At 70.0% G+C, this 11,986-nt stretch carries 15 protein-coding genes; 8 read left to right on the top strand and 7 right to left on the bottom strand.

Features of this window, described 5'->3' with window-relative positions; genetic code table 11:
• Window positions 1-324: 324 nt before the first annotated feature.
• Window positions 325-495: a hypothetical protein gene (locus ACWGDX_RS29705; protein ID WP_453630492.1), complete on the top strand. Its 171-nt coding sequence runs from the start codon at window positions 325-327 to the stop codon at window positions 493-495.
• 192 nt (window positions 496-687) lie between these two features.
• Here ACWGDX_RS29705 and ACWGDX_RS29700 read toward each other — a convergent pair whose 3' ends face one another.
• From ACWGDX_RS29700 to ACWGDX_RS29685, 4 genes are all read right to left on the bottom strand, one after another.
• Window positions 688-1,062 carry a fic family toxin-antitoxin system, toxin component gene (locus ACWGDX_RS29700; RefSeq protein WP_453630490.1) on the bottom strand — a complete coding sequence of 125 codons (375 nt, stop codon included), beginning with the start codon at window positions 1,060-1,062 and terminating at the stop codon, window positions 688-690.
• A complete protein-coding gene (locus ACWGDX_RS29695; protein WP_453630489.1) occupies window positions 1,059-1,313 on the bottom strand; it encodes a hypothetical protein in 255 nt (84 codons plus the stop codon). The genes ACWGDX_RS29700 and ACWGDX_RS29695 overlap by 4 nt, the downstream gene beginning before the upstream one ends.
• A gap of 190 nt (window positions 1,314-1,503) precedes the next feature.
• Entirely contained in the window at window positions 1,504-2,940 is a 1,437-nt protein-coding gene (locus tag ACWGDX_RS29690) for a DciA family protein (protein ID WP_453630487.1), read from the bottom strand.
• Between the two features lies 1 nt (window position 2,941).
• A complete protein-coding gene (locus ACWGDX_RS29685; RefSeq protein WP_453630485.1) occupies window positions 2,942-4,231 on the bottom strand; it encodes a cell wall protein in 1,290 nt (429 codons plus the stop codon).
• A gap of 1,168 nt (window positions 4,232-5,399) precedes the next feature.
• Here ACWGDX_RS29685 and ACWGDX_RS29680 point away from each other — a divergent pair.
• Window positions 5,400-6,134, top strand: a complete 735-nt coding sequence (locus tag ACWGDX_RS29680) for a dihydrofolate reductase family protein (RefSeq protein ID WP_453630483.1) — start codon at window positions 5,400-5,402, stop codon at window positions 6,132-6,134.
• Window positions 6,135-6,136: 2 nt separating this feature from the next.
• Here ACWGDX_RS29680 and ACWGDX_RS29675 read toward each other — a convergent pair whose 3' ends face one another.
• The 3 genes from ACWGDX_RS29675 to ACWGDX_RS29665 are packed head-to-tail and all read right to left on the bottom strand — an operon-like array spanning window position 6,137 to window position 7,988.
• Complete coding sequence (locus ACWGDX_RS29675) at window positions 6,137-6,439, bottom strand: hypothetical protein (RefSeq protein WP_453630481.1); 303 nt, start codon at window positions 6,437-6,439, stop codon at window positions 6,137-6,139.
• Window positions 6,439-7,176, bottom strand: coding sequence for a GltA (locus ACWGDX_RS29670; RefSeq protein WP_453630479.1), 738 nt, complete (start codon window positions 7,174-7,176; stop codon window positions 6,439-6,441). The genes ACWGDX_RS29675 and ACWGDX_RS29670 overlap by 1 nt, the downstream gene beginning before the upstream one ends.
• Before the next feature lie 17 nt (window positions 7,177-7,193).
• A complete protein-coding gene (locus ACWGDX_RS29665) occupies window positions 7,194-7,988 on the bottom strand; it encodes a GntR family transcriptional regulator (protein WP_453630477.1) in 795 nt (264 codons plus the stop codon).
• A 380-nt stretch (window positions 7,989-8,368) separates the two neighbouring features.
• Here ACWGDX_RS29665 and ACWGDX_RS29660 point away from each other — a divergent pair, with 380 nt between their 5' ends.
• From ACWGDX_RS29660 to ACWGDX_RS29635, 6 genes are all read left to right on the top strand, one after another.
• Window positions 8,369-9,403 (top strand): hypothetical protein, encoded by a 1,035-nt coding sequence (locus tag ACWGDX_RS29660; protein WP_453630475.1) that lies wholly within the window; start codon window positions 8,369-8,371, stop codon window positions 9,401-9,403.
• A gap of 110 nt (window positions 9,404-9,513) precedes the next feature.
• Complete coding sequence (locus ACWGDX_RS29655; protein WP_453630473.1) at window positions 9,514-10,074, top strand: WhiB family transcriptional regulator; 561 nt, start codon at window positions 9,514-9,516, stop codon at window positions 10,072-10,074.
• Window positions 10,075-10,221: 147 nt separating this feature from the next.
• Window positions 10,222-10,833 (top strand): hypothetical protein, encoded by a 612-nt coding sequence (locus ACWGDX_RS29650; RefSeq protein WP_453630471.1) that lies wholly within the window; start codon window positions 10,222-10,224, stop codon window positions 10,831-10,833.
• Between the two features lie 424 nt (window positions 10,834-11,257).
• The gene (locus tag ACWGDX_RS29645; RefSeq protein ID WP_453630469.1) at window positions 11,258-11,428 is read left to right on the top strand and encodes a hypothetical protein; all 171 of its coding nucleotides are present in this window, start codon (window positions 11,258-11,260) and stop codon (window positions 11,426-11,428) included.
• An 18-nt stretch (window positions 11,429-11,446) separates the two neighbouring features.
• A complete protein-coding gene (locus ACWGDX_RS29640) occupies window positions 11,447-11,602 on the top strand; it encodes a hypothetical protein (protein WP_453630467.1) in 156 nt (51 codons plus the stop codon).
• A 107-nt stretch (window positions 11,603-11,709) separates the two neighbouring features.
• On the top strand, window positions 11,710-11,895 hold the full coding sequence (locus ACWGDX_RS29635) for a hypothetical protein (RefSeq protein ID WP_453630465.1): 186 nt from the start codon (window positions 11,710-11,712) through the stop codon (window positions 11,893-11,895).
• Window positions 11,896-11,986 lie beyond the last annotated feature (91 nt).

Genomic DNA, 11,986 nt, shown 5'->3' with positions numbered 1-11,986 from the left:
AGTCGGCACCAGCCGTCCCCGCCTGACCGCGAAGACGAATATCCCAGCGCCCCTGTGTAACCCGAACACCCCAGCCATGCCCCCCAGTTACCAATGATTGACGCAAAGTGATCACCTGGCCGGATCATCAGGCTCGGAAGCGATACTCCGCAGCGTCGGCCGGAGGGGCCGCGCGAACGCGGACGGTGACCGGCAGCGGCATCTCCCCCGACCGGGCCTGCCTGGCCAGGACGGGGCGTGACGGCGGGGGCCGGTTCGTCGTTCTGGGGGTAGGCGCAGTGTCCTGAGGGCATCCTGGCAGGGACCTGCCCGGGGGAGGCAACAGTGAACTTCTTGTTCGTGTGCGGCTGTTGCGGCGCCGAATGTGTGCTGTGGGGGAAACCCGTCGTCTCGTGGTGGACCGACAAGTACTGGCTGCCGGACGACTTCGAGTGCTGGGACTGCGGTGAGAACAACTCGGTCCCGCCCCCGCCATGGACGTCGGCCGACGACTAGGTGCTCCTCGCCGCCTCTCATGCCGACTTCTGTACCGCCGGGGCCGCATGCCCCGATGTCCTGGCCGCCTTCTCGGCGCGGGCCCGGCTGCGCGAAGGAACAGCCCCGTCAACTCCTCGCCCAGGACCGGTCAGAAGCTCACCCAGCAGAGGCGGGCATCTGGCTACAGCTCAGTCGGGGGCGACGGTGTCCTCAGTCCTCGGGTGTCCAGCTCTTCAGGGCGGCGGCGATGTCACGGATATGGAGGCCGCTCGCAGCGTGTTCGAGCAGGTCGGCCGCTTGGTCGGTGGACACCTTCACAGTGCGGCCGGCCGCGTGAAGGAACGCGGCCGCGACGGTGACGGCGTACAGCTCGTTGGTGTGCTCCAGTGCGGGCAGCCGGACGAGGGACTGGAGGAGGGCAGCGGCCCGGTGGTGTGGTTCCGGATAGACGGTGGTGCCCATCACTACGGCGCAGTGGCGGGCCCTGGCGGCTTCGAGCGCCCCGTAGTCGACGACATCCGGATCACCGGGCAGTTCTTCGTTGGCGATCTGCAGGAGCCATCTGAGGTCGACGGTTAAGATCACGCGGCTTGTTCTCCAGCAGGGTGAGGACCGAATCGGTCGGCGAAGCCGTGGCTGTGCTCAGCGATGAACGACCGGGCGCCTTCAACAAACCGGACGCGTGCCACATCGTCAGCGAGCATGCGCGCAGCGTACTCCTCGGCTGGTACGTGCTGGTCGGCGGCAAGCATCTGGAGCTGCTCGTACACATCGTCCGTGACGCTGATGCGCAGTTCGTGTGCGTGACCACTGGCGTCGGAAGGGTGGGCGGTCATGGGCGATCTCCTGTCGGGTGGAGAACGAAAAGACCTGGTCGCGGTCGGGTCACGGCCAGGCACCGGAGCCATCGGCGCCTGGCCGCTGACCACCGATGAAAAAATGATCTCTGTCGAAACGTCACGCCTACCGTAGCGAATCAACACAGGTAAGTGTTTGTCCATCATCAGTCGGCCGGAGCTCGAAGGATCACGCCACCCCCTGTGCCCGGACAGCGGCTCCTCGCTCGCGGCGGGCGCGGGCGATTGCTGTCTGCCGGGTGGTTTCGGCGGCTTGGTGTGCGGCGCGGGCGGCGAGGATGGCGCTGTCTTCGGGGCCGGGCTCGGGCGGGGCGGTGGCGCGTGGGGTGGTGGGGTCGTCGAGTCGTTCGCGGGCGGCGGTGATGGCTGCGGCGAGGGCGTCGGGGCTGGTGCCGATGCGGCGTCGGCGGGTGCGGCGGGCTGGGTCGGCGCTGCGGCCGGGGCGTTCTTCGAGGGTGTCGCGTACGGCTGCGGCTGCGCTCGCCTGGGCCTTGCGGGTGGCGGGAGGGTCGGAGGCGGGGGTGCGGTAGCGGTGGGTGGGCTGCTGGCAGAGCGGGCAGGGCCGGTCGTCGGGCAGGACGGTCCCGTCCTCGCAGGCGGGGTTGGTGCAGGTGGGCGGGGTGATGAGGAGGAGGGTGATGTCGTCGGGGTTGTGGCGGTAGGCGGTGTGCGCCCAGTGCAGGTACCAGCGGCGTTCGATGCGGTCGGCGAGTTCGTCGGGGGTGCGGTGGTGCAGCTGGTCGAGGAGGGTGCGGTAGGCGGCGCCGGGGGCGCGGCCGCCGAGCGCGTCGAGCAGGGGCCGGGGGAGACGGCCGAGGACGGAGGCGGCTGCGGCCCGGTCGGGACCGGCGGGTGTTCGGCCCAGGCGGTTGCCGGTCGGCCCGTATCCCGGTTCCGCCCCCGTCGGCTCCGGTCGGGCGGCTGGATCAGGTGCCGGGGCGGGGACCGGCCTGCCGGGAGGGTGGTCGGGGACGGTGTGGCCGGGCGTGCCCGTCCGCGTGGTCGGCTGTCCCGCGGTGTGCGCGGTGGTGGGGCTGCCGGGGGCTGTCGGGGTGGCTGCCCGGTGGGCGGCGAGGGCGTGCCGGTAGCCGGCGGACGCGGTTTCCCGGGTCCGTACCGGCGCCGGGGGAACAGGCGCCGGGGTTTGGCTGCGGGTGCCGGCCCGGGTGGGGGCGGCCGGTCCCGGGGGCAGGACCCGCAGGGTGCGGACCACGGTGGAGCCGAGGGCCGTGTTGATCCTGCGGACCAGGGCGGCCTGGTCGAGGCGGACCCGGGTGGCGTACGCGGGTGAGGCGGGCCGCAGTTCCAGGCAGCCTGAGTCGGCGTCGAACCGGGCCGGCTGGACCTGGCCCGCGAGGTCCGGGGCGATCGCCGCCCACCGGTCGGTCAGGCTCCCGGCGGCCGCGGGCAGGTCCCACGCGCGTTCCGCGACCAGATGCTCCAGCGCGGCGCCGAAGCCGACCGGCTCGCGTCCGTCCCTCCGTCCCGCGGTGCGACGGCGGGGCGGTTTCTTCCCGCCCGCGGGCGTGTTCTTCGATGCCTCACGGGCGGCCCGCAAAGCGACGCGGGCCAGATCGACGCCGCTGTTCTCCTGCTGGGTGCCCATGTCAGACCCCCAGCCGGATGTGCCGGGCCCCGGCGATCCCGTAGTACTTCGAGACCAGGCCGGTGCCATACAGGTCCATCGCGTCGTCCATGTCCTCCTCGATGGCGTCCAGGACCAGCTGCGGGTCGTAGATCCCCGCCCGCCGTGCCTGGAGCCGGTCCTCGTCCGTACGGACCGCCGCCGCCAGCAGCTGGTCCCAGACGGCCCCGGACTGCCGCCGCTGCTCCAGACAGGCCCGCCACTGCGGGCTGTCCTGCGGTGCGACCGCGGCCGCGTGAGCCGCCTGCCGGTCGGCGTAACCCCGCAGCTCCCCGGTGATGAACGCCGCCGGGTTCCTCGGTCGCCACACCAGATGCCAGGAGTGGAGCTCGGCTGCGATGTCGTGGACGTCCAGGCCGTCATCGATGAGCGGGCGCAGCGAGACCGCCAGGCGCCGCAGTTTCTCGGCCTGGGTCCACGCCACCAGCGGCCGGACCTGACGGGCGATCGCGATGTCCCGGGCCACCTGCCGGACCGTCCGCGCCGCCGGGCTGCTGCTGGTCCTGGAGGGGGGATTCGATGCGGTGGAACGGCTCGCGCGCTTGCGCGAGGTGTCTTTACTACCACTCTCAACCTCAGCTTCAGGTGATCGGTGGTAACGACCAGGAGAATGGGGCGCACGGGGCGCTGAACTGCGGTTATCCACAGGCGAGTTATCCACAGGCTTCGCCTTCGATACGGCTGCGGCGACCGCACGCTCACGGCCGGTCTCCGTCACCCCGCACACCCGCGCCTCGTAACCGCTGCCGGACAGCCGGTGCCCCATCGCCGCGTCGAACACGGGCGGGATCACCGCCCCGTACACCGTCGCCGTCGCGGTATACGCGCCCTCGCCCGGCAGCGCGAGGTTCCGCTTCGAGCCGTGCACCAGCCACACCAGCGCACCCAGCTCACGCAGCACCGCGACATGCCGCTTCACCGTCGCCACCGACACCCCGACCCGCCGGGCCGTGCCCACCAGGTCGTACAGCACGATCCCCCGGCGGTAATCCATCCGGCCCGCGAGATCCCGTGCCACATCGAGCGTCGACGCCCCGGCCTTCGGATGCAGCCCCGCACCCATCAGCCACACCACAGACCGCAGCCACGCCCGCGGCTCAGCCCGCCGCGACACCGTACGCACCACATCCTGCTGCCGGCCGCGCACCACGACGAACGTGATCCCGCGACCAGTGGACTCGGCAACACCCGCCGCCACATCTCTGGAGCACGGCGCCGGGACCACGGCGGCCGGTGCCGCCACGGCGCTCACCGGCACACCCGGACAGACGAAACAGAGACCATCTCGGCAGCCTCGCGCAGACCACCTGTGGACAGAGTCCGGGAAGCGGCGAGACCCCTGATCCCTCCCGCCTGATGGGCAGAAACTTCGGATCGCGTCCCGTGGGGCGGGACGCAGCACTCGAGCACCACGGCGGCCGGCACCGCCAGGAGGACAGGGGTCCCCCTCTCGGTATAGGTGTGCCGGGCCGGGGGCGGTGTGACACTCCACCCCCAAGAATCTTCGTGACTAATGCCGTGAACAGGGCAAGTGGGGCGTACGAATCCCGTCACGCGGGAGGCGCGGAAGGCCCGAAACGGCCCGAAACGGGCAACGCCGGGCTGACAAGGGGACACCAGATCGTGCACTATTGCGATACCGACCTTCCATGAAGATCAACAAAGGCCGGCCTCCTCACGGGGACCGGTTCGGACGGGCGGGACGCCCCCTCCGTGAGGAGCGGGCGGCCGGACGAAGAACCAGAGGCGAGTCCTTCCTCTCTCCTTCACGTGATTCGGACGGATGTTCCGAGAGCCCTTGCAGGGGCTGGCGGAACGGTGCAGAAGCCCCCTTGCAGGGGGGCCGCTGCGGTGGTGCGTGGTCCTCGCGGACCGGGTGCTGCGACTGACTGACTGGAGTACTAAACCCAGCTCGATGAGCTGGAGCCCGGAGCCGGCTGCGAACCGGAGACTGGGCGGCCGGCCGGAACGATGAGTCCGGTCGGCATGACGGGCCGCGCGGCCGCAGTGGATTGCAGTCCACTTCTTGGTATGCGCGGCCGATGGCCTAGGTCATCCCGACCCCCTCGAACCCGAAGGTGGAGTCGGCATGCGGATTTGCCTGGCGGACCGACGCGACCATGGTGATCACCTCCCATTAAGGTGCCCCGTCCGAACGGGATTTCGGCGCCCCCGTGGTGCCGAGGCCGGGGGCCTTGCTGTATTCGATCAAGTCAGAGCACAGCGTAGCCCGGGAATCGACCATAACGGGCCGCTGGAGCGCAAGGCGTCCGAGGTGCCCGGAATGCCTTGCGCCTGTCGCCCCATGACGCTTCATCAGGCCGCGATTGCTATTGCGTTCGGCCGTTGGGCAGTGATCCAATCGGCGGGCCTCTTGGGGCTGGACAGACAGTCGGCCCCAGCCTGCAAGACTCGTTAGTATGCGTCGTCTCTTTCCGGTCCCGGCACCCGTTCCCATCGGCAGAGCCCTGCCCCACTGGCTCGCGCGCGAGTACGCCTACCCGGGGGCGAAAATGTGGGTTCGAGGGACCATGGTCACTTCCCTGGACGGTGCGGCAGCGTGGGAAGGCCGGTCTGGTGGGCTTTCCAGCGCCGCAGACCGAGCACTTTTTGCTGTCCTGAGAGCCCTGGCGGATGTAATCCTTGTAGGCGCAGGGACCGCCCGCCGGGAGGCATATGGCCCAGCAGAGGCGCACCCAGACCTTGTCTCCCTCCGCGCAGCCGAAGGGCAGGGTGCTACTCCGGCCATTGCGGTTGTGAGTACCACTCTGGAGGGCATACGCCCAGAGCTTCTGCGTGACGGTCGAACAGTGGTCATTACATCCCGTAGCGCCCGACCTGAATTGCGGCGCTTGGTTGGCAGGCGTGTTGAAGTGCTCCCTGCCGGTGATTATCGAGTCGACATGGGCCAGGCGCTGCGACTGTTGACCGATCGTGGGTTCACTCGTGTGCTTGCTGAAGGCGGCCCTCACACGCTTGGGCAGCTCCAGGCTGGCGGGCACGTCAACGAGCTTTGTCTTACGGTGTCGCCTCTGCTCGTCGCCGGGTCCGCGGACCGTATTGCTCACGGCACATCCATGCCACTGCGGGGGATGGAACTTGTGGGTCTCCTGGAAGACGAGGGCCACCTGTTCACGCGCTACCAGGCAACGTGATTTCACTCGTCCCGCCGTTCACGGGGGGAAATGCCGGACTCGGCGCGGGCCTCGCGCTCAACGCGGTCGATGACGGCACGCGCCTCATCGATACGGGTCTGCAGCCGATCCAGTACCCAGATTCGTCCAGCAGCGCCGAGTGCCGGATTGCTTCCCAGCTCGTCGATTTCGCCCGGAGGGAGCCATCGTCCGTCACTGCTGCGCCGCTTGACGATGTCGTCCGCTTCTCGAACGACGGCATTCATCGCCCTCTGAATCTCGTGGCGCACCTCGGGTGACCACTTGGTGCTCTCGTTCCGGCTCACTACGCCGCTCCTTTCTCCAGGTGAGGAACCCATCGACTGGCCATACAGGCTACGGCCTGATGGGCAATCAGGGACTTGAGTGCGTCGAAATCAACGATCTCCCGGTATTCCGACCGTGCCGTTGTCTGGCCAGCGTGCTTGCGGTAAATCCCGCCAGGGGCGGCAATCATCCATCCCGGAGTCACTGCTGCACACCGCAGAACGAGAGCAATGGCTTCCCAGGCGGGTAGGGCTGGCCAACCGCCCAACTGGTGAAGGAGGTCGAGTCGCACAGCGAGGTGTGTGCCGACCACCGGAAAGTTGTCAGACGTGTAGCCGGCCATCAGCTCCGGGAAGGCGAGCGGCCCCTCAGGCGGGTCGTATGGACCCGGCCGGAGAGAACCGTCTGGCATGAGATCCAGGCAGGATGAGATGCACCACCCCATGCCTGACTCTTTGAGCGCACCTATGTCGCGAGCGAGCGCCCCAGGGACGAGCATGTCATCGGCGTCGAGCGCTCGGACGATCTCGCCAGTGGCCCGAGACAGTGCGACCGTGCGTGCTACTGCCGCGCCACCGTGTCGGCTGGCTCCCTTTGAGATCCACGGCGCATCCACCAGTGAATTCAGCGGGCGACCGGTGAGTCCGTCCTCTTGGACGATCCATTGCAGGTCCCAGCCCGCAGGAAGCACCTGGCTTTCGAGAGACTTGCGAGCGTCGTCCAGGAAGAAGTGACCGCCGTCTACGACGGCGGTCACAACCGAGAAAGTGGGCACTACGACCACGGCTCCAGCGGCGTGACGTATACGAGCTTGGCGCGATCGGCGGGCAGCGGAATATCAGCGACTTCCACGGCCTCCCCGGTGATCGCATACGTGATCTTCCGGACTCGGAGCACGGGAACCCGCGGCGGGATGTCTTGCTCTTCCATCTCCTCGTCGGTGGGCATACTCGCGGTCACTTGATCTTCGATACGGCCTACCTCGACGCCAACGGTGAGCAACTGATGTAGCGCGCCCCCAGGCCACGGCTCGCTGGCCTCGTCGAGGATGGACGAGTTCCGTGCGACCAGGTCGTACGGCATGTAAGAGACGTGCTTACCGGCGCCGGCCCCCTTACGGAGCCACCTGACTCCCGTCCGGCGGAGCACCAGCGAGCCGGGCTCAAGCCCCAGCACCTCTGCTACATCGTCGGGAGCTTTGACCACCTTCAGCTCGGTCTGGTCCCTATGCGCAGAGGCGAGCGAGCGGTTGGAATCCAGCTCGGAAACGCCAGTCTTCCGCCGCTCGCTCTCCGGCAGCAGGGCGATGTCCTTCTCCTGCTGGTAACGAGTGTTTCGCCGCAAAGTGGTGACCGGCTGCACGCGCACCCAGGTCTTTCCGCCAGCCTTGCCGGACAGCAGCCCACGTTCCTTGAGCGTCTGTACCGCCCGGCTCGCTGTGTTGGGAGCTACTCCAAGCTGCCTGGCCAGCTCAGTCACGGTGGGGAACTGATCGCCGGGCGCCAGCTCCTCCTCGATCTGCTTCGCCAGCTTGTCAGCGAGCTCCAGGTACTTCCCGGTGTTTGCCATGCCCGCACTCTCTCACCGATCACCCTGCGAAGCAACATGCAACTCAAGCTGGAAAGCCGATCCAGCTTGAGTTGCATGTTGACAGCGCGACTGACGCATGCCAACCTCATGGCTGTCGGTGCAGCGCAAGTTGCGCAGGGCTACATGGTCTGCATGCTGCCTGTATCGCTGTAAAACAGCAGGAGTCACCGTCTCTTCGGAGCGGCGGCAGTGGGGTGAGCCGAGCTCCCCCGGCCGAGGCGCTTGTACCGAATAGCTCCACGATTCAGCTCGAACAGCGCTGCTGCGCTGTCTGTCCGCCAGGAAACCCGGCCGAGAGGCCGGGCCTGGCGCGGCAGAGAAGGCAGCCCGCTTCCCCCGCCCATGCGCAGGAGGTTTCGATGCCCCGTATCCGTCCCGGCCGTGTCCGGACCAAGCACACCAACCGCCGCGAGCCGTTGCTGCTCAGCACGATGGCCTCGGAAGACTTCAACGTCCGGCCCGGCGAAGCGAAGTCGATCGCCTGTCCCGACTGCCGCACCTGGCGCCGGATCATCGGCGAGACCACCCTCAAGATTCGCCCCCACGGCCTCGACCAGGGGCCGCTCAAGGAGGGCGAGAAGCGCCCCCTCTGCCCCGGCAGCGACCAGCTCGTGGTCGTCAACATCGACGTCCGGCGCTGGCAGTCCGAGCAGAACCGGCTGCTGCGGGACGCGATGCCGCAGAAGAACCGGCGCGCCGCCCAGCAGTTCTACAAGCCGACCCCAGCGCCGGCCGTACCGGTTTCCCGGATTACGGCGGAGATCACGCTGGAGACGGCCCGCCAGTCCTACCTCGCCCACCGCAAGGGCTGCGCGCGGTGTGTCGGCAGGCAGCACTGCACGGACGGCGGCATCTTTGCCCGCCGCTACGTCCTCGCCCTCCAGGAAGACCCCGCCCGCCGCGAGACCCGCGAGGAACTGGAGCGTCGGGAGCGGCGCATCGTGCGAAAGATGACGGCGCCGGCCGTCCGCAAGGCGCAGTGGGAGCGTGCGGTGCCCGCGGCCCGCCGGGCTGACGCCGCCCGTACGGTCCCTGCTGATGCGATCCCCACGGCTCGCGGTGCGGCTGTTGACGGACCCTCCGGCGCCCCGCTGGCCATGATTCCCCAGGCCGCTGGGGACCGCCGCTCCGTCAATGCTCTTGCCACCGGAATCCTTCGTGCCCTGGTCGGCGCGAGCCAGGACCGGCGCGCGAGTGACGTCCTCGAGGAGCACCTCACCCGCGCTGCCTACACCCACCTGGCCACGGTCTGGCGCCGCCCTCTGACCCCGGCGGACCAGCCCAAGCACACCGCCCTGGCGGCTGCGGTCAAGGCCGCGCTGCCCGCCCCGGCCCCGGGCGAGACTGCTGCCGCGTACGTCGCCCGCTGCCGCAGGCCCGAACTCGCGGCCTGACCGCCGCACCGAGACGAACGGCCCCGGCCGCCCCAGGTGTTCGGGGCGGCCGGGGCCGTGGTCGCTTGTCCGGACAGATACCGCCAGCCGCCCGACAGAAGGAAACGACGATGAGGATGACACCCACTGCCGCCCGCAGCGCGCGGAGCACCGTGCTCCAGACCGCCGTCGCCGCCGACGCCCGCTGCGCCAGCGGCGGTGTCGGCGGTGTCGGCGTCGGGACGGATCTGTTCTTCCGCGCCGACGACGCGCCGCCCACGCTGTGGGCGGCGCAGCGGGAGGGGGCGCTCCGGTTCTGCGGGGGATGCCCGGTGCGCGCGGCGTGTGAGGAGCTCGCGCTGAGGGCGGGTGACGGGGAGCGGGCCGCCGAGGACATGGTGCGGGGCGGTCGTACGGGCCAGCAGCTGGCGGTCGACCGGGAGATCCGCCAGGCCGGCCGCCTCGCCGCTGTGGCTGCCGCCGGTCGCGACACCGAGTGGGAGGAGCTCGTCACTCTGACCGTCGCGGCGCGCGAGGAGGCCGCGAAGAACCCCGACCGCCGCAGCGGCGGGCCTCGCCGCAGCGGCCTGGCGCAGGCCGCGCAGAACGACCGGGTGCGGCATCTCGCCGACCAGGCCCGTGCTATCCGTACCGCTCGCCGTGCCCGTACCGGGTGGGGCGCGGCTGCCTGACGGTCCTGCACGCGCCGTGGCCGCCGGCCCCGAATCCGGGTCCGGCGACCGCGGGGTGTCCGCAGGACACCGCACAGCAAACCGCCCGGGACTCTGACCTCCCGGGCGGCACCACAACACACAGGAACCCGTAGAAAGGACCTCCCTGTGCGAACTCCGATCATGACACGGCCGGGACCGGCCGTCACCACCCCCAACGGCTTACCGGAGCCGCGCTCGACCGGCAACTGCCCCAACTGTGGCGGGACTTTCGAGTCCTGCGGGTGCGGTGTACGGCCGACGCTCCCCGCCGGATTCGCCGACGACATGGAGCGCGACGACGACCGGCGCGGCTTCGAGCGGGACGAGACCGGCTTCCACCAGCCGCTGCGGCTCCTGGTCGCTGACGGCGGCCGGCGGGCCGCGCTCGGGCAGGCGGACACGACGCCGTCGGACCGCGAGCCGCTGCCGAAGCGGGACCCGGGCAAGACCCTCATCCGCATCCGCATCCGCATCCACGCCGACGCCGCGCCGGTGTGCTGCGGGCAGCCGATGCGGCGCGACGGCGTCCAGTCGGTCTGCGGGTCGTGCGGCGCGTGGGTGCAGACCGGACTGCTGACCGCCGGGGACACGCTCCACCGGCTGGTGCGGGACCTGGTCGCCGACGGCGACCGGCGGGCTCTGCGCGCCGGCCGCCGCGCGCGGCGCACGCTCGAGGAGATGTCCCCCGGTGACACCGTCCGGCCGCGACTGGTCCTCACCGGATCGGCGGTGGCCTGATGCGCACCCAGGCTGCCATCGCCCACGGCCCGGTGGACGACGCGGAGAAGAAGAAACTGTCCGAACGGCTGAAGGAGATCAACAAGCGCAGCAGCGGCGGAGGCTCGAAGTGAGCGGTACGCGTCCTCCCCTGCCGATCCGTCCCACTCCGCATGAGCGGGACGGCCGCGGCGAAGCTCCGCCGGAGCCCGGCCGGCCGCATTCTGCTGCCCCCGGACCGCTGGAGTCCTGATCCCTCACCTCATACAGGCTGCCCGCGCCGCGCAGTACCGCGCGGCGCGGGCAGCCGCCCGGCTCGGTCTCGGTCATCCCCTCGTCCACGTGCTCCTGGCCGCCGCCGCGATGACGGCCGCCAGCGCGTGGGAGGCCGGTCACCGGGTCGCCGACATCCACCTCCACCCCGCACCGAAGGGCCCCAGCTCACGTGGCTGACCCCCTGTACGACCGCTACATGACGGCCGCGGCCGACAGCCGCGCGCACGGCGAGACCTGCACCCGGTGCTCGCCGGACGCGCGGTGCGACACCGGCCAGCGCCTGTACCAGCAGTTCACCCGGCTCCAGGACGCCTATCTCCAGCGCCGCCGCAAGCACTGACCCCCGGGAGGAAACGAGATGACACCCGTTCAGTTCCGCCAGCTGCACGGCGATCCCGCCAAGTGGACGACCGCCGACCACGACAGCTACCTCGTGATCACCGAGACCCTGTCTCCTCCGCCGCCCCGCAACGCGGCGGCGGAGACACGGGAGACGGCCGACCACGACGCGTGACCGGACTGCCAGCTGCCTGATCCCCGAAGCCCCACCCGCCGCGTCCCGGCCGGGTGGGGCTTCGGGGTGAAGGGGAGCCGGAAAGCCCGGCGGAAGGAGCCCCCCCCATGAATATGAGTCGTGAGGATCTGGCCCGCGAGCAGGAGGAGCTGGCGCTGGAGGCGACGCGACGCGCCGCGAACGTCGCCAGCACCGACCAGCGCGAGGCCCACGCCTGCGTGTCCCACTACAACCAGCGCGCCGCCCACCATGCGGACCGCGCCCGCGAGTTGCGCACCCCGACCTCCGGCTGATCTGCCTGCCTGCCGGTTGCCTGCTCGGGCTCTTCCGGATCTCGCCGGGAGGGCCCGAGTCGCAAGGGAGCCGGACAGCCCGGTCGGACCA

The sequence above is a fragment of the Streptomyces sp. NPDC055025 genome (genome assembly GCF_053608565.1).
The sequence above is the reverse complement of the archived record's forward strand: the minus strand, read 5'-3'. Positions and strand labels throughout refer to the sequence as shown.

Bases quoted from the DNA above. Each gene is read 5' to 3' on its own strand.
- ACWGDX_RS29695 (WP_453630489.1), bottom strand. From the start codon at position 1,313: ATGACCGCCCACCCTTCCGACGCCAGTGGTCACGCACACGAACTGCGC.
- ACWGDX_RS29690 (WP_453630487.1), bottom strand. From the start codon at position 2,940: ATGGGCACCCAGCAGGAGAACAGCGGCGTCGATCTGGCCCGCGTCGCT.
- ACWGDX_RS29680 (WP_453630483.1), top strand. From the start codon at position 5,400: ATGCGTCGTCTCTTTCCGGTCCCGGCACCCGTTCCCATCGGCAGAGCC.
- ACWGDX_RS29665 (WP_453630477.1), bottom strand. From the start codon at position 7,988: ATGGCAAACACCGGGAAGTACCTGGAGCTCGCTGACAAGCTGGCGAAG.
- ACWGDX_RS29660 (WP_453630475.1), top strand. From the start codon at position 8,369: ATGCCCCGTATCCGTCCCGGCCGTGTCCGGACCAAGCACACCAACCGC.
- ACWGDX_RS29655 (WP_453630473.1), top strand. From the start codon at position 9,514: ATGAGGATGACACCCACTGCCGCCCGCAGCGCGCGGAGCACCGTGCTC.
- ACWGDX_RS29640 (WP_453630467.1), top strand. From the start codon at position 11,447: ATGACACCCGTTCAGTTCCGCCAGCTGCACGGCGATCCCGCCAAGTGG.
- ACWGDX_RS29635 (WP_453630465.1), top strand. From the start codon at position 11,710: ATGAATATGAGTCGTGAGGATCTGGCCCGCGAGCAGGAGGAGCTGGCG.